Raw genomic sequence first — 23,806 nt, 5'->3', positions numbered from 1 at the left:
AGTTACGGCGGTCAATAGCGGCAGGGAAACGCCCGGACCCATCCCGAACCCGGAAGCTAAGCCTGCCAGCGCCAATGATACTGCCCAACACGGGTGGAAAAGTAGGACACCGCCGAACACACATTAGGATTACCCCCCACAATTGCGTGGGGGGTAATTCCATTTCCCGAGAACTCATTTCGAATTCTCACCGATCGCGTCATCGGGTAGAAAGGCATACGTGGCTGAGGACAGACGGGGCGGCAACAACGGGCGCCCAAACGGGGCAGCGCCGCGCTCGTCGGGACCCAACCGGGCGCGCCGCGCGCAGCCGCGCCCCGACAAGGATGCGCGCGCATCGGCCGGCCCGCCGCTTCCCGACCGGATCGAGGCGCGGCAACTGGCGCCGGAAGTGCGCGGCGAACTGACCACCCTGGACCGGTCCTCGGCGGACTACGTCGCCCGCCACCTCGTGGCCGCCGGCGAACTGCTCGACGACGACCCCGAGGCCGCGCTCGAACACGCGCGCGCCGCCCGGACCCGGGCCGGGCGCATCGCCGCGGTGCGCGAGGCCGTCGGCATCGCCGCCTACCACTGCGGTGACTGGGCGCAGGCGCTCGCCGAACTGCGCGCCGCACGCCGAATGGGCAGCCGCTCACCGTTGTTGGCGCTGATCGCCGACTGCGAGCGCGGTGTCGGGCGTCCCGAGCGGGCGATCGAACTCGGCCGCAGCCCCGAGGCCGCCCAGCTCACCGGCGACGACGCCGACGAACTGCGCATCGTCGTGGCCGGCGCACGCTCGGATCTCGGCCAACACGAGCAGGCTCTCGCCTTGCTGTCCAGTCCGCAGCCCGACCGCTCACGCACCGGACAAACCGCGGCCCGGCTGTTCTACGTGTACGCCGAAACCCTTCTGGCCCTTGGCCGCAACGACGAGGCGCTGCAGTGGTTCCTCACCGCCGCCGCGGCCGACGTCGACGGCGTCACCGACGCCGAAGAGCGCGTCACGGAGCTCTCCTGAGGTGAGTGCCCTCGCGCAGGACCACGACTGCCTGCTGCTCGACCTCGACGGCACCGTGTTCCGCGGGCACCAGGCCACCGTGGGCGCCGTCGACACCCTGGCAACTCTGCAAGCGCGCTTGCTTTACGTCACCAACAACGCCTCGCGCGCTCCGGCCGAGGTGGCCGAGCACCTGCACTCGCTGGGCTTCGCCGCCGAACCCGACGACGTGGTCACCAGCGCACAGAGCGCGGCCCGGCTGTTGGCCTCCCAATTGCCCGCCGGCGCAGCCGTTCTCGTTGTCGGCACCGACGCGCTGGCCGCCGAAGTCAGCCAGGTCGGGCTCAAACCGGTGCGTCAGTTCTCCGTCGGCCCGGTCGCCGTGGTGCAGGGGCACTCGCCGCAGACCGGCTGGCCCGAACTCGCCGAGGCCGCGCTGGCCATCCGCGACGGGGCGCTGTGGGTGGCCGCGAACGTCGACCGCACCCTGCCGTCCGAGCGCGGCCTGTTGCCCGGAAACGGCTCGATGGTCGCCGCGCTGCGGGTGGCCACCGACCGCGAACCCCAGGTCGCCGGCAAGCCGCAGCCGACGCTGCTCAACGACGCGCTGGCCCGCGGCGACTTCACCACGCCGCTCGTGGTCGGCGACCGACTCGACACCGACATCGCGGGCGCCAACGCCGCGGGGTTGCCCAGCCTGCTCGTGCTCACCGGCGTCAGCACCGCCGCCGACATGGTGCGCGCCGCCGAGGGGGAGCGGCCCGACTTCCTGGCGCCCGACCTCCGGGCGCTGACCAGCCCCGCCGAGGAACTGCGCATCGGCCGCACCCGGCGTGGCGCGTCGACGTCGAAGCAACGACGGTGACGGTGCACTCCACCGGTCACGCGGCCACTGATCCGCTGGCCGTGGTGCGCGCGACGGCCGGTGCGCTGTGGGCCGCCGGGCTCGACGCCGCGTCGGTGACCATCGCCGCCGGTGACGACACCGCCCGCCAGGCCGCACAGCGCTGGTCCCTGATCGACTAGCGTGAACACCGACATGAGTACCGATCCCGATCAGATTCGCGCACGCATCGCGCAGTTGCTGGCCGATCTGCCCGACCCCGGTCCCGACGGCTCCAACCTCGACGGTCTGACCGACGACGAGATCGAGGCCATCGCGACACGGCTGGAAGAGGCGCACGACGTGCTCGTGCAGGCGCTCGAGTCGGTCGAGAAGGGCTGACCGCCGTGACGCGGCGGGCACGAGTAGACGCCGAGCTGGTGCGACGCGGTTTGGCCCGGTCCCGCCAGCAGGCCGCCGAGTTGATCGGCGCGGGCCGGGTCCGCATCGACGGCATGCCGGCCGCCAAACCCGCCACCGCGGTCGCGGTCACCGCGTCACTGCGGGTCGAAGGCGCCGACGAACGCACCTGGGTCTCGCGCGGCGCCCACAAACTGCTGGGCGCCCTGGACGCCTTCGACGTCGCGGTCGAGGAGCGCCGCTGCCTGGACGCCGGCGCGTCGACCGGCGGCTTCACCGAGGTGCTGCTCGACCGGGGTGCGCGCGAGGTGGTCGCCGCCGACGTCGGCTACGGCCAGTTGGCGTGGGCGCTGCGGACCGACGAGCGCGTCACCGTGATGGAACGCACGAACGTGCGCGAACTGACCGCCGACGCGATCGGCGGGCCCGTCGACCTGGTGGTCGCCGACCTGTCGTTCATCTCGCTGTCCACGGTGCTGCCCGCGCTGACAGCGTGTGCGTCGCCCGACGGCGATATCGTGCCGATGGTGAAACCACAGTTCGAGGTCGGCAAGGACCGCGTCGGGGCAGGCGGCGTCGTCGCCGACCCCGAACTGCGCGCCGAAGCCGTGCTGAGCGTGGCGCAGCGCGCCGCGCAATTGCAGTGGCACACCGTCGGCGTCGTCGCCAGCCCGCTGCCCGGGCCGTCCGGCAACGTCGAGTACTTTCTGCACCTGCGCGCCCGCACCGAGGCCGCGCTCGACGGGACGGCCCTGGCGCAGGCAGTGCGCAACGCCGTCGCGGAAGGACCCCAGTGAACGCCGAACGCACCATCTTGATGGTCGTGCACACCGGACGCGCCGAGGCCACCGAGGTCGCCCGGCGGGTCCAGAAAGTGCTCAGCGACAACGGCATCGCGCTCAAAGTGCTCTCGGCCGAAGCGGTGGACCGCGGGCCGGTGCACCTGTCGCCCGACGACATGCGCGCGCTCGGCGTCGAGATCGAGGTGGTCGACGCCGAGGAACGCGCCGCCGAGGGCTGCGAACTGGTGCTCGTACTCGGCGGCGACGGCACGTTCCTGCGCGCGGCCGAACTCGCCCGCAACGTCGAGATCCCGGTGCTGGGGGTCAACCTCGGCCGCATCGGTTTTCTCGCCGAAGCCGAGGCCGACAACATCGACGCCGTCCTCGACCACGTGATCGCCCGCGACTACAGCGTCGAGGAGCGGATGACGCTCGACGTGGTGGTCCGGGTGGACGGCCGCGTCATCGACCGGGGCTGGGCGTTGAACGAGGCCAGCCTGGAGAAGGGCCCGCGGCTCGGGGTGCTGGGTGCGGTGCTCGAGGTGGACGGACGGCCGGTGTCGTCGTTCGGGTGCGACGGGGTCCTGGTCGCCACACCGACGGGGTCCACGGCGTGGGCGTTCTCCGCGGGCGGTCCGATCCTGTGGCCGGACCTGGAGGCGATCCTGGTGGTGCCCAACAACGCTCATGCGCTGTTCGCCCGCCCGATGGTGACCAGCCCCGAGGCGGCGATCGCGATCGAGATCGAGGCCCGCGGCCACGACGCGCTGGTGTTCTGCGACGGCCGCCGCGAGATGGTGGTCCCTGCCGGCGGGCGCCTGGAGGTGACCCGCTGCGGTACACCGGTCAAATGGGTGCGCCTCGACAGTGCCCCGTTCACCGACCGTCTGGTGCGCAAGTTCCGGTTGCCGGTCACGGGGTGGCGCGGTCAGTAGTGCTCTCCGAAATCCGAATCGAGTCACTCGGCGCGATCAGCACCGCGACCGCCGAGTTCGACCGCGGCTTCACGGTCCTGACCGGCGAGACCGGCACCGGCAAGACCATGGTCGTCACCGGTCTGCACCTGCTCGGCGGAGCCCGGGCCGACGCCAGCCGGGTGCGCTCGGGCGCCAACCGTGCGGTGGTCGAAGGCCGTTTCACCACAACCGAACTCGCCGCTGACGTCGCTGCGCTCGTCGACGAGATCCTCGACTCCTCAGGCGCCGAACGCGACGACGACGGCAGCGTCATCGCCGCGCGTTCGGTCAGCCGCGACGGCCCGTCACGGGCCTACCTCGGCGGACGCAGCGTGCCCGCCAAATCGCTGAGCGGCTTCACCACCGAACTTCTCACCCTGCACGGGCAGAACGACCAACTGCGGCTGATGCGGCCCGAGGAGCAGCGGGCGGCCCTGGACCGGTTCGCCGACGTCGAGGCCCCGCTGAAGAAGTACCGCGCCGCCCGCGACGACTGGGCGGCGGCGCGCCGCGACCTGATCGACCGCAGGCAGCGGGCCCGCGAACTCGCGCAGGAAGCCGACCGGCTGAAGTTCTCGCTAGACGAAATCGATGCTGTCGCACCAGAACCCGGTGAGGACAACGCGCTCGTCGACGACATCCGCCGACTCTCCGAACTCGACGCGCTGCGCGAGGCCGCCCAGACCGCACGGACCGCGCTGTCCGGGCCGGACGACCCGTCGCCGGAGGATCTGTCGGCCTCACACGGCGTCGCGCACGCCAAGGCGGCGCTGGAGTCCACCGGAGACGCCGCGCTGGTGTCGCTGGCCGAACAACTCAACGAAGCCGTCGCGGTGATCGCCAGTGTCGGCGGCGAACTCGGGTCGTTCCTGTCCGGGCTGCCCGGCGACGCCAGCGCGCTGGAGAGCAAGCTGGCACGCCAGGCCGAACTACGCACGCTCACCCGCAAGTACGCCCCCGATGTCGACGGTGTCCTGGCCTGGGCGCGCGAATCACGCGAGCGCCTCGACCAACTCGACGTCTCCGAGGAGGCGCTGACCGGTCTCGAGCGCAAGGTCGAGGAATTGCAGCGCAAGGTCGTCGCCGCTGCCGCCGAGTTGACCAAGGCGCGCACGAAGGCGGCCAAGGGACTGTCCAAGGCGGTGACCGCCGAACTCGCCGGGCTCGCGATGGCCGACGCCGACTTCACGGTGTCGGTCGGCCCGCTGCCGGCCCGGGCCGACGACTCCGCGCCGCTGACGCTGGCGTCCGGGGAGGTCGTGCACGCCGGGCACGACGGCGTCGACAACGTCGAGTTCGGCTTCGCCGCCCACCGCGGAACCGACATCCTGCCGCTGAACAAGAGCGCCTCTGGCGGTGAACTGTCGCGCGTGATGTTGGCCCTCGAGGTGGTGCTGGCCGCGTCGGCGGAAGGCACCACGATGGTGTTCGACGAGGTCGACGCCGGCGTCGGCGGCCGGGCCGCCGTGCAGATCGGGCGCCGGTTGGCGCGGCTGGCCGACACGCACCAGGTCATCGTCGTCACCCATCTGCCGCAGGTCGCGGCCTACGCCGACGTCCACCTGGTGGTCGACAGTGCGGGCGCCAAGGGCGCGGGGAAGGCCAAGGCCAGCGGTGTGCGCCGACTGGACGACGACGAGCGGGTGGCCGAGTTGGCGCGGATGCTGGCCGGGCTCGGCGAGTCCGACAGCGGCCGCGCGCACGCGCGCGAGCTGCTCGACGCCGCGCAGAAGGACCGCGCGGAAACCTAGCCCGTAGCTGTTTGCTGGCCGTTACACATTCCGGGCTTTGAAAGCCTGTCTTGGTTACTGGCGGCTTTGCTCAACGCTGGCCGTCCGCATGTGACCTGTGGGACACAAGGTACTTATGTGACTGATGTTACGGCGCGCCTCCGACGGATCACGGCCCGGTCTCGCCAGAATCGGCCCATGAAGATGTCAGCGCTGCTCACCCGTAATGCCAGCTCTCGACCGGGCATCGCCGGCACCGCCCGCGTGGACCGCGACATCGACCGGCTGCTGCGCCGCATCAGCCCCGGAGACATCGTCGTCATCGACGCCCTGGACCTGGACCGCATCACCGCCGACGCGCTCGTCGAGGCCGGTGTCACCGCGGTTGTCAACGCCTCACCGTCGATCTCGGGACGCTACCCCAACCTCGGGCCCGAGGTGCTGGTCGCCAACGGCATCACGCTGATCGACAACACCGGCCCCGAGGTCTTCAAGAAGGTCAAGGACGGCGCGCGGGTCCGCCTGCACGAAGGCGGCATCTACAGCGGCGACCGCCGGCTGATCCTCGGCGCCGAGCGCACCGACCACGAGATCCACGAGCTGATGCACGAGGCCAAGAGCGGTCTGGTGGCCCACCTCGAGGCGTTCGCCGGCAACACCATCGAGTTCATCCGCAGTGAGAGCCCGCTGCTCATCGACGGCATCGGCATCCCCGACATCGACGTCGACCTCAACCGGCGCCACGTCGTGATCGTCGCTGAAGACGCCGGGGCGGCCAACGACCTGCGGGCCCTCAAACCGTTCATCAAGGAGTACCAGCCGGTGCTGGTCGGCGTCGGCACCGGCGCGGACGTGCTGCGCAAGGCCGGATACCGGCCGCAGCTCATCGTCGGGGACCCGGACAAGATCAGCGCCGAGGTGCTGCGGTGCGGTGCGCAGGTCGTGCTGCCCGCCGACGCCGACGGCCACGCAGCCGGGCTCGAACGCATCCAGGACCTCGGAGTCGGGGCGATGACGTTCCCCGCCGCGGGGTCGGCCGCCGATCTGGCGCTGCTGCTCTGCGACCACCACGGCGCGTCGCTGATCGTCACCGCCGGCCACACCGCCAGCATCGAGGAGTTCTTCGACCGGTCCCGCCAGCAGAGCAACCCGTCGACGTTCCTGACCCGGCTCAAGGTCGGCGAGAAACTGGTCGACGCCAAAGCCGTTGCGACGCTGTACCGCAGCCGGGTGTCCGGCGGGGCGATCGCGCTGCTGGTGCTCGCGATGCTGGTCGCGGTGATCGTCGCGCTGTGGGTGGCGCGGGTGGACGCCGCTCTGCTGGACTGGATCGTCGACTACTGGAACCGGTTCTCGCTGTGGGTCCAGGGCTGGGTCACTTAGGAGCACCTCATGATTTCGCTTCGCACACACGCGATCTCGCTCGCGGCGGTGTTCCTCGCGCTGGCCATCGGGGTGGCGTTGGGGTCCGGGCTGCTGTCGAACACGGTGCTGTCGGGCCTGCGCGACGACAAGAGCGAACTGCAGGACCGGATCAACGTGCTCACCGACGAGCGCAACGGACTCAACGAGAAGCTCAGCGCCGCCGGCGAATTCGATGCGCAGATGTCGCCGCGCATCGTGCGCGACGCGATGGCCGGGAAGTCCGTGGTGCTGTTCCGCACCCCCGACGCCTCCGACGACGACATCGAGGCGGTCACCCGGCTGGTCGGGCAGGCCGGCGGCAGCGTCAGCGGCGCGGTGACGCTGACCCAGCAGTTCGTCGACGCCAACGCCGCGGAGAAACTGCTGTCGGTGGTCAACTCGCCGATCGTGCCCGCGGGCAGGCAGCTGAGCACCGCCGCCGTCGACCAGGGCTCCCAAGCCGGTGACCTGCTGGGCATCGCACTGCTGATCAACCGCGACCCCAAGGTCAACACCGTCGACGACGCCCAGCGCGACACCGTGCTGGCCACCCTGCGCGACACCGGTTTCATCACCTACGACGACCGGGTCGGCGCGGCCGACACCGCGATGATCGTGACCGGCGGGGCGCTGGGCGACGACGCGGGCAACCGGGGCGCCACCGTGGCGCGGCTGGCCGCCGGGCTGGCCCCACACGGCGCGGGCACGGTCCTCGCGGGGCGGGACGGTTCGGCGTCGGGCACCGCGGCCGTCGCGGTCACCCGATCCGACCCCGCGCTCAGTTCGGCGGTCAGCACCGTCGACGACCTCGGCAGCGAATCCGGCCGCATCACGTCGGTGCTTGCGCTGGGCGATCTGATCAACGGCGCCCGGCCCGCCCAGTACGGTGTCGGCCCCGGCGCGACGTCGGTCACCGTCCCGCAGTAGCGGCGAATCGGTCTCACCGGGAGCCCTCCGCGGCGCGTCACCGACGCGGTGTCGGCGACGGTGTTAGGGTGGGGTTCCGTGGGTCGGCAGGCCCCGAAACTAGGAATCGGCCTAGAAAAGTAAGCCCTGCCCGTCGTCACGGAGGTTGCTCTTGCCAGCGTTACGCAAGCACCCGCAAACGGCCACCAAGCACCTCTTCGTCACGGGCGGCGTCGTGTCGTCGCTCGGCAAGGGGCTCACCGCGTCGAGCCTGGGGCAGCTGCTCACCGCGCGCGGCCTGCGGGTGACGATGCAGAAGCTGGACCCGTACCTCAACGTCGACCCCGGCACCATGAACCCGTTCCAGCACGGTGAGGTGTTCGTCACCGAGGACGGCGCCGAGACCGACCTCGACGTCGGCCACTACGAGCGCTTCCTCGACCGCAACCTGTCCGGATCGGCGAACGTCACCACGGGACAGGTGTATTCGACCGTCATCGCCAAGGAACGTCGCGGCGAGTACCTCGGCGACACCGTGCAGGTGATCCCGCACATCACCGACGAGATCAAGAACCGCATCCTGGAGATGGCCGAGCCCGACGTCGACGGCCGCCGCCCCGACGTCATCATCACCGAGGTCGGCGGCACGGTCGGCGACATCGAGTCGCTGCCGTTCCTCGAGGCCGCGCGGCAGGTGCGCCACGAGGTCGGCCGGGAGAACTGCTTCTTCCTGCACTGCTCGCTGGTGCCGTACATGGCGCCGTCGGGGGAGCTGAAGACCAAACCGACCCAGCACTCGGTGGCGGCGCTGCGCAGCATCGGTATCACCCCCGACGCGCTGATCCTGCGCTGCGACCGGGACGTACCCGAACCGCTGAAGAACAAGATCGCCCTGATGTGCGACGTCGACATCGACGGCGTCATCTCCACCCCGGACGCCCCCTCGATCTACGACATCCCGAAGGTGCTGCACCGCGAGGAACTCGACGCGTACGTGGTGCGTCGACTCAACCTGCCGTTCCGCGACGTGGACTGGACCCAGTGGAACGATCTGCTGCGCCGCGTGCACGAGCCGCGCGAAACCGTCCGGATCGCGTTGGTGGGCAAGTACATCGACCTCTCCGATGCGTACCTGTCGGTCGCCGAGGCGTTGCGCGCCGGCGGATTCGCCCACCACGCGAAGGTGGAGATGCGCTGGGTGGCCTCCGATGACTGCGAAACCGACGCCAGCGCGGCCTCCGCGCTGGGCGACGTGCACGGCGTGCTGATCCCCGGCGGGTTCGGCATCCGCGGCATCGAAGGCAAGATCGGCGCGATCCACTACGCGCGCAAGCGGCAACTGCCCGTGCTCGGGTTGTGCCTGGGACTGCAGTGCATCGTGATCGAGGCCGCCCGGTCAGTGGGCATCGACGGGGCCAACTCCGCCGAGTTCGACCCGAAGACCTCCGATCCGGTCATCTCCACGATGGCCGACCAGCGCGACGCCGTCGCCGGTGAGGCCGACCTGGGCGGCACCATGCGGCTGGGAGCGTATCCGGCTGTACTGCAGGAGGACTCGATCGTCGCGCGTGCCTACGAAGCCACCGAGGTGTCCGAACGGCACCGGCACCGCTACGAGGTCAACAACGCCTACCGCGACCGCATCGCCGAGAGCGGACTGCGGTTCTCCGGGACCTCCCCGGACGGGCACCTCGTCGAGTTCGTCGAGTACGCCCCCGAGGTGCACCCGTTCATCGTCGGCACCCAGGCCCATCCCGAACTCAAGAGCCGCCCCACCCGGCCGCACCCGCTGTTCGTCGCGTTCGTCGGCGCGGCCCTCGGCTACAAGGCCGAGGAGCGGCTGCCGGGGATGGACATTCCGGGGGAGCGGTCGAACGGCGCCGAGCACACCGACGAGGTCGGGGCACTGCTGCAAGAGCCCGCGACCCGTGGCTGACCACGACTTCGAGACGGTCTCTTCCGAAACCCTGTACGTCGGAAGTATTTTCGCGTTACGCGCCGACGAGGTGCGGATGCCGGGCGGGCACACCGCGCGCCGCGAAGTCGTCGAGCACTACGGCGCGGTCGCCGTGCTCGCGATGGACGACGACCGCAACATCGTCCTGGTGTACCAGTACCGGCACCCGTTCGGGCGGCGGCTGTGGGAACTGCCTGCCGGCCTGCTCGACCTCGGCGGGGAACCGCCGCACGTGACCGCCGCGCGCGAACTCGAGGAGGAGGCGGGCCTGTCGGCCACCGACTGGCGCGTGCTGGTCGACCTGAACTCCGCGCCGGGTTTCAGCGACGAGAGCGTGCGGGTGTACCTGGCCACCGGGCTGACCGACATCGGCAGGCCCGAAGCCGCCGACGAAGAGGCCGACATGACGCTGCGGTGGGTCCCGCTCGAGGAGGCGGTGCGCATGGTGATGAGCGGTGAGATCGTCAACTCGCTTGCCGTCGGCGGGATCCTGGCCGCCAACGCCGTCACCGACCCGTCGGCCCTGCGCCCGATCGACGCCCCGTGGACGGACCGGCCGAGCGCGTTCGGCCGCCGCAAGGGACATCCGTGAGCACTCTGACCTCCGCGCTCGACACCCAGGTGCAGGACTACTTCAACCACCTGAGCATCGAACGCGGGGTCGCCGCCAACACGTTGAGCTCCTACCGGCGCGATCTGCGCCGCTACACCGAGCATCTGGCCGCCCGCGGCATCGACGATCTGCGCAACGTCACCGAGTCCGACGTGAGCGAGTTCCTGGTCTCGTTGCGCCGCGGCGACCCCGACACCGGCACCGCGCCGCTGTCGGCGGTGTCGGCGGCGCGGGCGGTGATCGCCGTGCGCGGGCTGCACCGGTTCGCGGCCGCCGAGGGGCTGATCGACCTGGACGTGGCCTCGGCGGTCAAGCCGCCGACGCCGAGTCGACGGCTACCCAAGAGCCTGTCGATCGACGAGGTGGTGGCGCTGCTCGACGCGGCCGGCGGCGACAGCGAGGCCGACGGTCCGCTGACGCTGCGCAACCGCGCGCTGCTCGAACTGCTGTACTCGACCGGCGCCCGGATCTCCGAGGCGGTCGGGCTGGACCTCGACGACGTCGACACCCATGCCCGGTCGGTGCTGCTGCGCGGCAAGGGCGGCAAGCACCGACTGGTGCCGATCGGCCGCCCCGCGGTCAGCGCGCTGGACGCCTACCTCGTGCGCGGGCGGCCCGACCTGGCGCGTCGCGGTCGCGGAAACCCGGCGATCTTCCTCAACTCCCGCGGCGGCCGGCTGTCGCGGCAGAGCGCCTGGCAGGTGTTGCAGGACGCCGCCGAGCGGGCGGGCATCACCGCCGCGGTGTCACCGCACGTGCTGCGGCACTCGTTCGCCACGCATCTGCTCGACGGCGGCGCCGACGTGCGCGTCGTGCAGGAACTGCTCGGCCACGCCTCGGTCACCACCACGCAGATCTACACGATGGTCACGGTCAACGCGCTGCGCGAGGTGTGGGCCGGCGCCCACCCGCGCGCGAGGTAGCGCTTTCCTTCCGCGAACAGACGCAAATTGCCCTCTTTTCGCGGGTTTTCAGGGCATTTCACGTCTGCTCGCCGAGGTAACGGGACTCGAGGACCAGGTCGGGCAGCAGCGTCTGGTACTCCGCGTGCGTCTTGTGCTCGACCGTGTCGAACAGCTTGCCCTGCTGCTCGCGCATGTACGCCCGGTACTTGGGCGCGCCGGGGAGCCGGACGTTGTCGGCGACCACCACCGACCCGGGGTGCAACCACCCGCGGTCGAGCATGCTCAGCAGGTCGCTCAGATAGGCGTCCTTGTCGTGGTCGAGAAACAGCACGTCGAGGCGGCCCGGGCCGAACCCGTGTTCGGCGGCCAGCGCGTCGAGCGTCCGACCACCGTCGCCGATGGTGCCGACCACGCAGGTCACCCGGTCGGCGACACCGGCGTGTGCCCACACGCGCCGGGCGACCTCGGCGTTGGCCTCGGCGAGCTCGACCGAGTAGATCCGGGCCTCAGGTGCGGCCCGCGCCAGGCGCAGCGCCCCGTACCCGCAGTACGTGCCCAGTTCGAGCACCAGACGCGGATCGGCCCGCCGCGCCGCGGCGTCGAGGAGCTCGCCCTTCTTGTCACCGACGTTGATCAGGAACGACTTCTGGTAGGCGAACCGGTCGATGGTGGCGATGACGTCGTCGAGGTCACCCTGGCGCGCCTCGGCCACGACGTAGTCCCCGAGCGCGGCCTCGCGGCCGTCGCCGATCTGGCCGGTGGTGGTGATGTGGCGCACCCCGACCGCCATGCGCAGGACCGACCACCGAAGCAGCGGCCGCAGTCGCTCCAAGCCCATCGCGTCAGCCTAAGCCGCCAACAGCCACGATCGGCGGCCAAGTTGCCCGCGGGTCTGGCTGACCTGGCAGTCGCATCCCGTTAAACTTGCCCGGATGTTCGCCATGCCCGCGTTTCGCCTGACCAGCGACGGTCCGGCATGAGCGACGACGACGCAGCGGTGGAAGTGGGCCTCACCGGCCGGCCACCGCGGCACATTCCCGAGCCGCAACCCCGGACCGAACACGGCCCGGCCAAGGTCATCGCGATGTGCAACCAGAAGGGCGGCGTCGGCAAGACCACGTCGACCATCAACCTCGGCGCCAGCCTCGCCGAGTACGGCCGCCGCGTGCTGCTGGTCGACCTCGACCCGCAGGGCGCCCTGTCGGCGGGTCTGGGCGTACCGCACTACGAACTCGAGCACACCGTGCACAACCTGCTGGTCGAACCGCGGGTGTCGATCGACGATGTGCTGGTCAAAACGCGGGTCAAGAACCTCGACCTGGTGCCCAGCAACATCGACCTGTCGGCCGCGGAGATCCAGTTGGTCAACGAGGTCGGCCGCGAGCAGTCGCTGGCGCGGGCGCTGTACCCCGTGCTCGACCGCTACGACTACGTGCTGATCGACTGCCAGCCGTCGCTGGGTCTGCTCACCGTCAACGGCCTGGCGTGCAGCGACGGCGTGATCATCCCCACCGAGTGCGAGTTCTTCTCGCTGCGCGGGCTCGCACTGCTCACCGACACCGTCGAAAAGGTGCACGACCGGTTGAACCCGAAGCTGTCGATCAGCGGCATCCTGATCACCCGCTACGACCCGCGCACCGTGAACTCGCGCGAGGTGATGGCCCGCGTCGTGGAACGCTTCGGCGACCTCGTGTTCGACACCGTCATCACCCGCACGGTGCGGTTCCCCGAGACCAGCGTCGCCGGTGAGCCGATCACCACATGGGCACCGAAATCCGGTGGCGCACAAGCCTATCGATCGCTGGCCCGCGAGGTCATCGCCCGGTTCGGCGCGTGAATGACGCGGTGACGGATTCGCCAGCCACGGAGTCCGATCAGGCGGGTTTCCGGGTCCGGCTGAGCAACTTCGAGGGCCCGTTCGACCTGCTGCTGCAGCTGATCTTCGCGCACCGCCTCGACGTCACCGAGGTGGCGCTGCATCAGGTCACCGACGACTTCATCGCCTACACCAAGGAGATCGGCCGCCAACTCGAACTCGAGGAGACGACGGCGTTCCTGGTGATCGCCGCCACGCTGCTGGACCTGAAGGCCGCCCGGCTGCTGCCGGCCGGCGAGGTCCACGACGAGGAGGACCTCGCGCTGCTCGAGGTCCGCGACCTGCTGTTCGCGCGGCTCCTGCAGTACCGGGCGTTCAAGCACGTCGCCGAGATGTTCGCGGAACTGGAGGCCGCGGCGCTGCGCAGCTATCCGCGTTCGGTCGCGCTCGAGGAGCGGTTCGCCGAGCTGCTGCCCGAGGTGATGATCGGCGTGGACGCCGACGCGTTCGCGCAGATCGCGGCGGCCGCGTTCACGCCGCGCCCGACCCCGACCGTGGGCACCGACCACCTGCACCACGTCGCGGTGTCGGTGCCCGAACAGGTCGGTAATCTGATGGCGTTGCTGGAGAACCGCGGGATCGGCCAGTGGGCCTCGTTCCGGGACCTGGTGGCCGACTGCCAGGCGCCGATCGAGATCGTCGGGCGGTTCCTGGCGCTGCTCGAGCTCTACCGCGCCCGGGCAGTAGCATTCGAACAACCGGAACCGCTTGGAGTGCTGCAGATTTCGTGGACCGGCGAGCGGCCGACACATCAGCACCTGGCGGTGGAAGAAGATCAGTATGGATGACGACAACCTCGACGAACCCGGGCCGGACGACGGGGCGGCGACCGACCTGGACCTCGGTGTCGACACCGCCGAGGACCTCGACGGTGCCGAACTCGACGGTGCCGAACTCGGGGATGCCGAACTCGGCGCGGCGCTCGAGGCGCTGCTGCTGGTCGTCGACACGCCAGCGACTGTCGAGCAGCTCGCCTCGGCCACCGGACAGCCGCCGAACCGCGTCGCGGCCAAACTGCAGCTGATGGCGCAGGACTACACCGAGCGCGGCAGCGGGATCGACCTGCGCGAGGCCGGCGGCGGCTGGCGGATGTACACCCGCGCGCGCTACGCCCCCTACGTGGAGCGGCTGCTGCTCGACGGTGCGCGCACCAAGCTGACCCGCGCCGCGCTCGAGACGCTGGCCGTCATCGCGTACCGTCAGCCGGTGACCCGCGCCCGGGTCAGCGCGGTGCGCGGCGTCAACGTCGACGCGGTCATCCGCACCCTGGTGGCGCGCGGGCTGATCACCGAAGCCGGCACCGACCCGGACTCCGGCGCGGTGACATTCGCCACCACCGAACTGTTCCTGGAAAGGCTGGGATTGACCTCGCTGGCCGACCTGCCCGACATCGCCCCGCTTCTGCCGGACGTCGACGTGATCGACGACCTCAGCGAAACCCTCGACGACGATCCGCGATTCGTCAAGCTGAGCGGTGGCGCGCCCACACCCGCGCAGCCGTCGTCGTTCGACGTGGACACCGATGGCCATGAGTGAAGCCGAGGGTGTCCGGCTGCAGAAAGTGTTGTCGCAGGCCGGGATTGCGTCGCGCCGGGTGGCGGAGAAGATGATCCGCGACGGCCGGGTCGAGGTCGACGACCGCGTCGTCACCGAACTCGGCACCCGGGTCGATCCGGACGTCTCGGTGATCCGCGTCGACGGCGCCCGCGTGACCGTCGACGACACGCTGGTGCATCTGGCGATCAACAAGCCCAAGGGTATGCACTCGACGATGTCGGATGACCGCGGCAGACCCTGCGTCGGCGACCTGGTCGAGCACCGGGTGCGCGGTAACAAGAAGCTGTTCCACGTCGGCCGCCTCGACGCCGACACCGAGGGGCTGATGCTGCTGACCAACGACGGCGAGCTGGCGCACCGGTTGATGCACCCGTCGTACGAGGTGCCGAAAACCTATGTGGCGACGGTGCTCGGCGCGGTGCCGCGCGGTTTGGGGCGGCAACTGCGCGACGGCGTCGAGCTCGAGGACGGGCCGGTGCGCGTCGACGACTTCGCGGTCGTCGACCAGGTGCCCGGCAAGACCCTGGTGCGGGTGACCCTGCACGAAGGACGTAAGCGGATCGTGCGACGGACGCTCGCTGCGGTCGGTTTCCCGGTGCAGGAACTGGTCCGCACCGACATCGGATCGGTGTCGCTGGGTGAGCAACGCCCGGGCAGCATCCGGGTGCTGACGCAGAAAGAACTCGGCGACCTCTACAAGGCGGTGGGGATGTGACCGCGCTGGTCGTGGCCATCGATGGTCCGGCCGGCACCGGGAAGTCAACGGTGTCAAGGGGTTTGGCGCGCGAGCTGGCGGCACGCTACCTGGACACCGGCGCGATGTACCGGATCGTCACGCTGGCGGTGCTGCGCGCGGGCGCTGATCTGGGCGACGCGCACGCGGTCGCGGCCGTTGCAAAAAACGCCGACCTCGCGGTCGGGCATGACCCCGACGAGGACCGCTCTTACCTTGACGGAGAAGACGTTTCGGTCGAGATCCGCGGCGACGCGGTGACCAAGGCGGTGTCGGCGGTCTCGGCGGTGCCCGCGGTGCGCACCCGGCTGGTCGACCTGCAGCGGACGTTGGCCGGTGGGCAGGACAGCGTCGTCGTCGAGGGCCGTGACATCGGCACCGTGGTGCTGCCCGACGCCGACGTGAAGATCTTCCTGACCGCCTCGGCCGAGGAACGGGCCCGGCGCCGCAACGACCAGAACGTCGCGGCGGGGCAGCCAGACGACTACGAGTCCGTGCTCGCCGACGTCAAACGCCGCGACCATCTGGACTCGACCCGCGCGGTGTCGCCGCTGCGCCCCGCCGACGACGCGGTGGTGGTCGACACCAGCGCGATGACTCAGACAGAGGTGATCGAGCACTTGAAGCGGCTCGTACGGGAACGCGCGGGAGCCCAGCGATGAGCGAGGACGGCACCTGGGTCGACGAGGGCGACTGGGAGATCGGCGCCGACGAGATCTCCGAGGCCGTCGACGAAGTGTCGGCCGCGCCGCCGGTGGTGGCGGTGATCGGGCGGCCCAACGTCGGCAAGTCGACGCTGGTGAACCGCGTGCTGGGGCGCCGCGAAGCCGTCGTGCAGGACGTCCCGGGCGTGACGCGCGACCGGGTGTCCTACGACGCGCTGTGGTCGGGGCGGCGGTTCGTGCTGCAGGACACCGGCGGCTGGGAACCCGACGCCAAGGGTCTGCAGCAGTTGGTGGCCGAGCAGGCGTCGGTGGCGATGCGCACCGCCGACGCGATCATCTTCGTCGTCGACAACGTCGTCGGCGCCACCACTGCCGACGAAGCCGCCGCCAAACTGCTGCAGCGCTCGGGCAAGCCGGTGTTCCTGGCCGCCAACAAGGTCGACTCCGAGCGCGGTGAGGCCGACGCCGCCGCGCTGTGGTCGCTGGGGCTGGGGGAGCCGCACCCGATCAGCGCGATGCACGGCCGCGGGGTGGCCGATCTGCTCGACACGGTGATCGAGGCGTTGCCGACGGTCTCGGAGATGGGCTCCGGCGGCGGGGGGCCGCGCCGCGTCGCGCTGATCGGCAAGCCGAACGTCGGCAAGAGCTCGCTGCTCAACCGGCTCGCCGGTGACGAGCGTTCGGTCGTGCACGACGTCGCGGGCACCACCGTCGACCCGGTCGACTCGCTGATCGAGATGGACGGCAAGCTGTGGCGGTTCGTCGACACCGCGGGTCTGCGCCGTAAGGTCGGCCAGGCCAGCGGCCACGAGTTCTATGCGTCGGTGCGCACCCACGGCGCGATCGACGCCGCCGAGGTCGCGATCGTGCTGATCGACGCGTCGCAGCCGCTGACCGAGCAGGACCAGCGGGTGCTGTCGATGGTGATCGAGGCGGGCCGCGCGCTGGTGCTGGCGTTCAACAAGTGGGACCTGGTCGACGAGGACCGTCGCTACCTGCTGGAACGCGAGATAGACCGCGAACTCGTGCAGCTGCAGTGGGCGCCGCGGGTCAACATCTCGGCCAAGACCGGCCGCGCGGTGCAGCGGCTGGTGCCGGCGCTGGAGAAGTCGCTGGCCTCGTGGGACACCCGGGTGTCGACGGGACGGCTGAACACCTTCTTCAAGGAGGTGATCGCGGCCAACCCGCCTCCGGTGCGCGGCGGGAAACAACCGCGCGTGCTGTTCGCCACGCAGGCCACCGCACGGCCGCCGACGTTCGTGCTGTTCACCACCGGCTTCCTCGAGGCCGGGTACCGGCGGTTCCTGGAGCGGCGGCTGCGCGAGGAGTTCGGCTTCGAAGGCAGCCCGATCCGGATCAACGTGCGCGTGCGGGAGAAGCGCGGCCCGAAGCGGGGCCGGTAGCCGGCCAGCGTCTGCCCAGCGGACGCGACTAGCCTGGCGGCGGTGTCCGTCGTCGACCTGATCCTGATCGCGCTCGCCGGCGTCGGCGCGGGCGCGATCAACGCGCTGGTCGGCTCAGGCACGCTGATCACGTTTCCGACGCTGGTCACGCTCGGGTTCCCGCCGGTGACCGCGACGATGTCGAACGCGATCGGCCTGGTGGCCGGCGGCGTGTCGGGCACCTGGGGCTACCGCCGCGAACTGAAGGGCCAGTGGCATCGGCTGAGGTGGCAGATCCCCGCGTCGTTCGTCGGCGCCGGGGTGGGCGCCTGGCTGCTGCTGCACCTGCCGGAGAAGGTGTTCGAACAGGTCGTGCCTGCGCTGCTGGTCGGGGCGCTGATCCTGGTGGTGGTCGGGCCGCGGATCCAGGCGTATGCGCGACGCCGCGCCGAAGCGGCCGGCCAGTCGGCGCACGACGTCTCGCGGCTGCGGATGGCCGCGGTGGTGGTCGCGACATTCCTGGTCGGCATCTACGGTGGCTATTTCACTGCGGCGCAAGGGATTCTGCTGATCGCCGCGATGGGCGCGCTGCTGCCCGAGGACATGCAGCGGATGAATGCGGCGAAAAATTTGTTGTCGTTGATCGTGAACATCGTCGCGGCGGTCGCCTACGTCGCGGTGGCGTTCGACCGGATCAGCTGGGTCGCGGCCGGGCTGATCGCGGCGGGTTCGCTGGTCGGCGGATTTCTCGGAGCGCACTACGGACGGCGGATGTCGCCGACGGCGCTGCGGGCCGTGATCGTCGTGGTCGGGCTCATCGGGCTGTGGCGGTTGGTGACCCTCTGACGATGTTGGGTAAGGTAGAGCCCGTCGTATGACCTGGAGAGAGGACCGCCCGGTGGCCGCACGTCGCTTCCGCACCGCGCCGTCGGCGCTGTGTGCGCTGGAGCCGTTCTGGCCGTCACGTCGGGTCATCGCCTTCGACGAATGGTGTCGCGCGCGCATCTGATCGCGCCCGCCCTGTCCGTCCGGTCGCCGTTGCTGCGGTGACCATTCTCGAAAGCAGCCGAACCTGTGCGTTCGCTTCTGATCTTCACGCTCGTCGGTGCCGGAGCCCAGTTGGTCGACGGCGCGCTGGGCATGGCTTTCGGCGTCACCGCCTCCACGCTGCTGGTACTGAGCGGGCTGGGCGCGGCGCAGGCCAGCGCCGCGGTGCACCTGGCCGAGGTCGGCACGACGCTGGCGTCCGGCGCCTCCCACTGGCGGTTCAAGAACATCGACTGGGCGATCGTGCTCAAGCTGGGCCTGCCCGGCGCGATCGGGGCGTTCGCCGGTGCGACGGTGTTGTCGTCGCTGTCGACCGAGCACGCCGCCCCGCTGATGGCCGCGATCCTGGTCGCGATCGGCGTCTACGTGCTGCTGCGTTTCTCGCTGCGCAACCCGCCGGTGCTGCGGCACGGCGAGACGCCGCACTCGGCGAGGTTCCTCAGCCCGCTCGGGCTGTTCGGCGGGTTCATCGACGCCTCCGGCGGCGGCGGGTGGGGACCGGTGACCACCAGCACGCTGCTGTCGCGCGGCAAGACCGCGCCGCGCACGGTGATCGGCTCGGTCAGCGCCTCGGAGTTCCTGGTGGCGCTGTCGGCGTCGGTCGGCTTCGGCATCGGACTGCGCGAGGAGTTCGTGCAGAATCTGCCGGTGGTGCTGGGCCTGGCGGTCGGCGGCGTGCTGGCCGCGCCGCTGGCGGCATGGCTGGTCAGCCGGATCCGACCGGCCCTGCTGGGCACTGCGGTCGGCGGCGTGATCGTGCTGACCAACAGCCAGAAGCTGGTGCACTACTTCGGTATTCACTGGCCGTGGTCGACGGCGGTGTACACGCTGATCGTCATCGGCTGGGGCGTCGCGCTCTACGTCGCCTGGCGGTACCGCCGCGTCGTCGAGCCGGCACCCACCGCCGCAGACACCGAGACGGTTCCGGCGCTCGGACGCCGCTAGAACTGACCCCGCCACTAGAACTGGCCCCGCCACTAAAACTGACGACGCGCCTTCTCCTGGGCCACGACGTCGTCGATGTCGCCGAGGCGCTCCATCAGTGAGACGGTGCGCTGCGTGCGCCGATTCCGCGACAGCAGACCCTGGTGGCGGTGCACGAAACCCCAGTATCCGGCCGTGAACGGGCACGCGTCGTCGCCGAGGCGCTTCTTGGGATCGAAGGCGCAGTCACCGCAGTGGTCGCTCATCCGGTTGATGTACGCGCCACCGGCCGCATAGGGCTTGGTCGCCAGCTTGCCGCCGTCGGCGTGCTGGCTCATCCCGATCACGTTCGTCGGCATCACCCACCGGAATCCGTCGACGTAGGCGGTCGCGAACCACTCGGTCAGCTCGCGCGGTGAGTACCCGCGCTGCAGCGCGTGGTTGCCGAGAACCATCAACCGCTGGATGTGGTGCGTCCACCCACGATCCCGGACTCCCATCAGCGCATGCCGCAGACACTCGGCGGTGACCGCATCGGCGTCGAGGTCGCGCCACCACGACGGGAGTTCGGTACGCGCGTCCAACTCGTTGTTGCGCATGTACCCGGGGCCGAAATGCCAGTACAGGTGCCACATGTATTCGCGCCAGCCGAGGATCTGGCGGATGAACCCCTCGACCGCGGCCAGCGGCGCCGCGCCGGTGCGGTAGGCCTGCTCGGCGGCGTGCACGGCGTCGAGGGGGTGCAGCACGCCGAGGTTCAGCGGCACCGACAGCAGCGAGTGCGACATCGCCCAGTCCTGGCCCATCATCGCGTCCTCGAACCGGCCGAACAGCGGCAGGCGGTGGTCGATGAAGCGCTTGAGGGCACGGCGGGCCTCGGTCGGTGTGACCGCGAACAGGCGGGGGCCGTCGACGCCGACGGTGTCGAGGTCCATCCGGTCGAGGTCGCGGCGGACCTGCTCGTCGATGTCGTCCTCGCGCGGCTGATAGGGCTTGGCCACCTCGAGCGTGGCCTGATTCTTCGGCGGCGACTCGCGGTTGTCCTCGTCGTAGTTCCAGCGCCGCCCGACCGGATCGGCACCGTCCATCAGCACGTCGAAGCGCCGGCGCTGATCGCGGTAGAAGTCCTCCATCCGAAACCGGGTCCGGCCACCGGCCCATTCCTCAAAGTCGTTGCGCGGCAACGTGAATGTAGGCGTAGGCAGGATGTCGGCGACCAGGCCGACCTTCTGCAGCCGTTCGACGAACCGCTCGGCGGCGTGCGAGGTTGGCTGGTGCACGAGGACTGGGCGGCCGAAGCGCTGCAACGCTTCGGTGTAGGTGTCGGCCCTGAGCAAGGTCGCACGGTCGCCGAGATCGCGGTGCGCGTGCCGCAGCGCCGAGAGGACCAGGTGCAGCTTCTGGCGGTGGTAGCGCCGCTTGCGTAACGCGGCGTCGGACTCGACGAGTAGAACCTCGCGGTGTGCGTGCTCGCCGCCGTGCACGGCCGGGCCGAGTTGGTCGGCGAACAGCCAGAGCGGGGTGTCGTCGCGGACGGTGGCGGTCACCACAGCGGAGTACCCCGTGCGGCGGTTGGGATCGCGCGGGTGTGCTGGGGTAACATTTCGACCGCTGCCGGGCGATCCTCGGCAGCGCGCGGGCTGTGGCGCAGCTTGGTAGCGCACTTGACTGGGGGTCAAGTGGTCGCAGGTTCAAATCCTGTCAGCCCGACGCGAATTGCGAGATCAGAGGCGGTTCCGGAACTCCGGGCCGCCTCTTCCGCATTCCCGATGAGTCCGGGGCCGCCCGTCGGTCTACCTCTCCGACCGCAGCATCGACCTCAGGAGCACGGGCATGGGCCTCATCTACCTCGAACTGTTCGCGACGCTCGACCTTGTCGGCCAGGCGCCCGGCGGGCCGGACGAGGATCCGGACGGCTTCCCGTTCGGCGGCTGGCAGGCGCCCCTGATCGACGAGGTCACCGGCGCCCAGGTCGACGCCGCCTATCAGGGCACCGACGCACTGGTGCTGGGCCGGCGCACCTACGACATCTTCGCCGCGCACTGGCCGCACCAGGAAGGCGGCACCGACGACGGCATCGCCCGGCTGTTCAACAAGATCCCGAAGTACGTCGCCTCCCGCGGCACCCCCGACCTCTCGTGGGCCGGGTCGACCCACCTGGGACCCGATCTGGCCGCGGCCGTCCACGAGATCCGCGACCGGCACGAGAACATCAAGGTCGTCGGCAGCCTCGATCTGGTCCAGACGCTGCTGCGCGACAAACTCTTCGACCGCATCGACCTGTGGATCCATCCGATCGTGCTGGGCGTCGGCAAGAAGGTGTTCGACGGCGGCGCGGTCCCGACGAATCTCACGCTGGTCGACCCGCCGGCGGTCAGCCCGACCGGAACCGTCTACATCCGCTACGCGCGCGCCGAGGGCATCCCGGCCACGGGCGACATGAGCGCCCGCTAGTCGTCCTTGTCGTCGTCTGAGTCCGAATCGTCGTCAGACTCGTCCTTGGAGTCGTCGTCATCGGATTCGTCGTCCGAGTCTGAGTCGTCGGAGCCGGCGGCCTGCGCCTTATCCGCGAACTTCGTCAACAATCCCGCGAGCTGACGTGCGTCGTCGGGTTCGAGCTGGTCGCTGAACACCGGTTGGTTGTCTTCGCTGCGCCGTTCGACGTACACCACACCGTCCTTGGCGCCGACATCCCACCGGCCGCCGTCGTCGTTGTCCTGATCAGCCATCGTTGCCGCCTTCCCACCTCCGCGTGGACGGGGGAGAAGTACCCGCGTGCGCTTCGCACGAATCGCTCACCACCGCGCGGCGACCTTCTCCCCGATCTGGTTGGCGATCCGCACCGCCGAGTCCTCCGGCGTCGCGCTGCACGTGTTGACGTCGACGACGATGTTGTTCCGCAGCGCCAGCGCCCGTTCGCACGCCCACCCCGGCGCCGCGGCATCGTTCATCCTCGTGACGACGCTGAGCACGTCGTTACCCGTCGCCGCCTGCCCGACGGTCCAGCGCGTGCCGCTCTGCAGATGCGTGTACTCGCGGCACGCCTGCCACTGCTGCGCGGACGCGTCGAAGAACGCGCGAGCGTTGCGCACCAGCGGGAACAGCACGACCGCCTGCTTGAGGTAGTGCGCGAAGTCGTCGCCGTCGTTGAGGCTCTGATCACGCGAGGCGGTCGCGCCGCTGCCGGCGTACACCGGCGCCTCGGCCGCACCGTCGACCGCCAGGCACTCGCGCGGCGCCATCGTGGCGCTGTTGTCGGACATCGCGGTCTGCGTGCTTGTCACGGTCATGTCGGTGGCTCCCATCGCGGCGTCCACCTGCTCGGGGCGCAGCAGCAGTTCGGGCAATTCCCGCTCCACCAGCGGGCGCGGGATCATCGAGCGGGTGGTCGTCGTCGACACCGCATTGCTGACCGTCTGCGCGCATCCGCTGACCAGTACGCACACCATCGCGGCACCGAGAACCGCCGTCGGTCGGCGCATAGCTCCCTCCCCATCCAACCGGTCACCGTGGCGATGTCCCCGTCCATCGCGACGAAACCCATCGTCCACCACGACGGGCGCTGACTCGGCGATATCGGGCAGAGTTTCGGGTAACGATGCGCACCGCATGCGGTAACGATTCGGCGGACGAAGTCGTTGCCGTGCAGGCCAATTCCCGCACTTGCCGCGGGGATAGGAAAACCTACCCTCGCGCGGCCCAAAACTGGCCCGCCGGAGATTACGAACGCTCGGTCGAATCGGAATCATTTCTCTCATCACGCCACCACCACGAGAGGAACTCCGATGAACAAGCCGACCACCGTCTCCCGACTCCGCTACGCCGCCACGCTCGCGGGCGCGCTCGCCGTGCTCGTGCTCACCCCGGCAACCGCCTACGCCGTCGACAACGACCCGACCCCCGGCGGAGGCGGCTGCACCTACACCGACGCCGACGGCTACCCCATCCCGATCGACGACGGTCAGGACGTCTTCGTCGACGGCAAGATCGTGTCCTGCCGCGGCGGCAAGATCACGACCACCACCGCGCCCCAGCGCAACGGCGCCAGCGTGCGCCCGAACCTGCCGGCCGGCAAGCTGCCCGTGCTCACCCGTCTGCCCTGAACGCGCACGGGGCGCGACACGTAGTACTACTCATGGTCGCCGAC

General features: G+C 70.1%; 25 protein-coding genes, 1 tRNA gene, 1 rRNA gene and 1 pseudogene. 24 read left to right on the top strand and 4 right to left on the bottom strand.

Annotation, left to right across the window (positions count from 1 at the left end):
* The first annotated feature begins 3 nt into the window (after window positions 1-3).
* The 12 genes and pseudogenes from rrf (at window position 4) to xerD (ending at window position 11,493) form a co-directional block, all read left to right on the top strand.
* A 5S ribosomal RNA gene (gene rrf, locus BHQ18_RS25925) occupies window positions 4-118 on the top strand.
* 102 nt (window positions 119-220) lie between these two features.
* Entirely contained in the window at window positions 221-1,000 is a 780-nt protein-coding gene (locus BHQ18_RS25920; RefSeq protein WP_084294385.1) for a tetratricopeptide repeat protein, read from the top strand.
* A gap of 1 nt (window position 1,001) precedes the next feature.
* Window positions 1,002-2,005 (top strand): annotated as a pseudogene (locus BHQ18_RS25915) (HAD-IIA family hydrolase).
* Window positions 2,006-2,018: 13 nt separating this feature from the next.
* Window positions 2,019-2,204: a hypothetical protein gene (locus BHQ18_RS25910; protein ID WP_069416529.1), complete on the top strand. Its 186-nt coding sequence runs from the start codon at window positions 2,019-2,021 to the stop codon at window positions 2,202-2,204.
* A gap of 5 nt (window positions 2,205-2,209) precedes the next feature.
* The gene (locus BHQ18_RS25905) at window positions 2,210-3,019 is read left to right on the top strand and encodes a TlyA family RNA methyltransferase (RefSeq protein WP_069416520.1); all 810 of its coding nucleotides are present in this window, start codon (window positions 2,210-2,212) and stop codon (window positions 3,017-3,019) included.
* Window positions 3,016-3,939 carry an NAD kinase gene (locus BHQ18_RS25900; protein ID WP_084294383.1) on the top strand — a complete coding sequence of 308 codons (924 nt, stop codon included), beginning with the start codon at window positions 3,016-3,018 and terminating at the stop codon, window positions 3,937-3,939. The genes BHQ18_RS25905 and BHQ18_RS25900 overlap by 4 nt, the downstream gene beginning before the upstream one ends.
* Window positions 3,939-5,711: a DNA repair protein RecN gene (gene recN, locus BHQ18_RS25895; protein ID WP_069416519.1), complete on the top strand. Its 1,773-nt coding sequence runs from the start codon at window positions 3,939-3,941 to the stop codon at window positions 5,709-5,711. The genes BHQ18_RS25900 and recN overlap by 1 nt, the downstream gene beginning before the upstream one ends.
* Before the next feature lie 177 nt (window positions 5,712-5,888).
* Window positions 5,889-7,073, top strand: a complete 1,185-nt coding sequence (gene steA / locus BHQ18_RS25890; RefSeq protein WP_069416518.1) for a putative cytokinetic ring protein SteA — start codon at window positions 5,889-5,891, stop codon at window positions 7,071-7,073.
* 9 nt (window positions 7,074-7,082) lie between these two features.
* Window positions 7,083-8,021, top strand: coding sequence for a copper transporter (locus tag BHQ18_RS25885; RefSeq protein WP_069416517.1), 939 nt, complete (start codon window positions 7,083-7,085; stop codon window positions 8,019-8,021).
* Window positions 8,022-8,172: 151 nt separating this feature from the next.
* Window positions 8,173-9,936, top strand: a complete 1,764-nt coding sequence (locus BHQ18_RS25880; protein WP_069416527.1) for a CTP synthase — start codon at window positions 8,173-8,175, stop codon at window positions 9,934-9,936.
* Window positions 9,929-10,549 carry an NUDIX domain-containing protein gene (locus BHQ18_RS25875; RefSeq protein WP_069416516.1) on the top strand — a complete coding sequence of 207 codons (621 nt, stop codon included), beginning with the start codon at window positions 9,929-9,931 and terminating at the stop codon, window positions 10,547-10,549. Before BHQ18_RS25880 ends, BHQ18_RS25875 begins: the two co-directional genes overlap by 8 nt.
* Window positions 10,546-11,493, top strand: a complete 948-nt coding sequence (gene xerD / locus BHQ18_RS25870) for a site-specific tyrosine recombinase XerD (protein ID WP_069416515.1) — start codon at window positions 10,546-10,548, stop codon at window positions 11,491-11,493. The genes BHQ18_RS25875 and xerD overlap by 4 nt, the downstream gene beginning before the upstream one ends.
* A gap of 58 nt (window positions 11,494-11,551) precedes the next feature.
* On the opposite strand, the gene BHQ18_RS25865 is transcribed toward xerD, so the two are convergent.
* Window positions 11,552-12,313, bottom strand: a complete 762-nt coding sequence (locus tag BHQ18_RS25865) for an O-methyltransferase (protein WP_069416514.1) — start codon at window positions 12,311-12,313, stop codon at window positions 11,552-11,554.
* A 138-nt stretch (window positions 12,314-12,451) separates the two neighbouring features.
* Between BHQ18_RS25865 and BHQ18_RS25860 the strand changes: the two genes are divergently transcribed.
* The 9 genes from BHQ18_RS25860 to BHQ18_RS25825 all read left to right on the top strand — a co-directional run bounded on the left by BHQ18_RS25860 (window position 12,452) and on the right by BHQ18_RS25825 (window position 19,680).
* Window positions 12,452-13,312 (top strand): ParA family protein, encoded by an 861-nt coding sequence (locus BHQ18_RS25860; protein WP_069416513.1) that lies wholly within the window; start codon window positions 12,452-12,454, stop codon window positions 13,310-13,312.
* Window positions 13,313-13,320: 8 nt separating this feature from the next.
* A complete protein-coding gene (locus BHQ18_RS25855; protein WP_372516616.1) occupies window positions 13,321-14,139 on the top strand; it encodes a segregation/condensation protein A in 819 nt (272 codons plus the stop codon).
* A complete protein-coding gene (gene scpB / locus BHQ18_RS25850) occupies window positions 14,132-14,887 on the top strand; it encodes an SMC-Scp complex subunit ScpB (protein ID WP_069416511.1) in 756 nt (251 codons plus the stop codon). Before BHQ18_RS25855 ends, scpB begins: the two co-directional genes overlap by 8 nt.
* Entirely contained in the window at window positions 14,880-15,623 is a 744-nt protein-coding gene (locus BHQ18_RS25845; RefSeq protein ID WP_069416526.1) for a pseudouridine synthase, read from the top strand. The genes scpB and BHQ18_RS25845 overlap by 8 nt, the downstream gene beginning before the upstream one ends.
* The gene (gene cmk, locus BHQ18_RS25840; protein ID WP_069416510.1) at window positions 15,620-16,303 is read left to right on the top strand and encodes a (d)CMP kinase; all 684 of its coding nucleotides are present in this window, start codon (window positions 15,620-15,622) and stop codon (window positions 16,301-16,303) included. Before BHQ18_RS25845 ends, cmk begins: the two co-directional genes overlap by 4 nt.
* Window positions 16,300-17,709 (top strand): ribosome biogenesis GTPase Der, encoded by a 1,410-nt coding sequence (gene der, locus BHQ18_RS25835; protein ID WP_069416509.1) that lies wholly within the window; start codon window positions 16,300-16,302, stop codon window positions 17,707-17,709. Before cmk ends, der begins: the two co-directional genes overlap by 4 nt.
* Window positions 17,710-17,751: 42 nt before the next feature.
* Window positions 17,752-18,534, top strand: coding sequence for a sulfite exporter TauE/SafE family protein (locus tag BHQ18_RS25830; protein WP_069416508.1), 783 nt, complete (start codon window positions 17,752-17,754; stop codon window positions 18,532-18,534).
* 28 nt (window positions 18,535-18,562) lie between these two features.
* A complete protein-coding gene (locus BHQ18_RS30810; protein WP_264010151.1) occupies window positions 18,563-18,697 on the top strand; it encodes a hypothetical protein in 135 nt (44 codons plus the stop codon).
* 65 nt (window positions 18,698-18,762) lie between these two features.
* A complete protein-coding gene (locus BHQ18_RS25825) occupies window positions 18,763-19,680 on the top strand; it encodes a sulfite exporter TauE/SafE family protein (RefSeq protein ID WP_069416507.1) in 918 nt (305 codons plus the stop codon).
* 32 nt (window positions 19,681-19,712) lie between these two features.
* Here BHQ18_RS25825 and BHQ18_RS25820 read toward each other — a convergent pair whose 3' ends face one another.
* Complete coding sequence (locus tag BHQ18_RS25820) at window positions 19,713-21,206, bottom strand: cryptochrome/photolyase family protein (protein ID WP_069416525.1); 1,494 nt, start codon at window positions 21,204-21,206, stop codon at window positions 19,713-19,715.
* Between the two features lie 89 nt (window positions 21,207-21,295).
* Between BHQ18_RS25820 and BHQ18_RS25815 the strand changes: the two genes are divergently transcribed.
* Both BHQ18_RS25815 and BHQ18_RS25810 read left to right on the top strand, forming a co-directional pair.
* Window positions 21,296-21,369 (top strand) — tRNA-Pro (locus BHQ18_RS25815).
* A 123-nt stretch (window positions 21,370-21,492) separates the two neighbouring features.
* Window positions 21,493-22,113: a dihydrofolate reductase family protein gene (locus BHQ18_RS25810; protein WP_069416506.1), complete on the top strand. Its 621-nt coding sequence runs from the start codon at window positions 21,493-21,495 to the stop codon at window positions 22,111-22,113.
* Here BHQ18_RS25810 and BHQ18_RS25805 read toward each other — a convergent pair.
* Together BHQ18_RS25805 and BHQ18_RS25800 are read right to left on the bottom strand one after the other, a co-directional pair.
* Entirely contained in the window at window positions 22,110-22,388 is a 279-nt protein-coding gene (locus BHQ18_RS25805; protein WP_069416505.1) for a hypothetical protein, read from the bottom strand. The genes BHQ18_RS25810 and BHQ18_RS25805 overlap by 4 nt on opposite strands.
* A 66-nt stretch (window positions 22,389-22,454) precedes the next feature.
* Window positions 22,455-23,141 carry a sensor domain-containing protein gene (locus tag BHQ18_RS25800; protein WP_069416504.1) on the bottom strand — a complete coding sequence of 229 codons (687 nt, stop codon included), beginning with the start codon at window positions 23,139-23,141 and terminating at the stop codon, window positions 22,455-22,457.
* Between the two features lie 303 nt (window positions 23,142-23,444).
* Between BHQ18_RS25800 and BHQ18_RS25795 the strand changes: the two genes are divergently transcribed.
* Window positions 23,445-23,762 (top strand): hypothetical protein, encoded by a 318-nt coding sequence (locus tag BHQ18_RS25795; protein WP_069416503.1) that lies wholly within the window; start codon window positions 23,445-23,447, stop codon window positions 23,760-23,762.
* The last annotated feature ends 44 nt before the right edge of the window (window positions 23,763-23,806 follow it).

It is taken from the genome of Mycolicibacterium flavescens (assembly GCF_001722335.1).
GTDB lineage: Bacteria > Actinomycetota > Actinomycetes > Mycobacteriales > Mycobacteriaceae > Mycobacterium > Mycobacterium flavescens.
The sequence above is the reverse complement of the archived record's forward strand: the minus strand, read 5'-3'. Positions and strand labels throughout refer to the sequence as shown.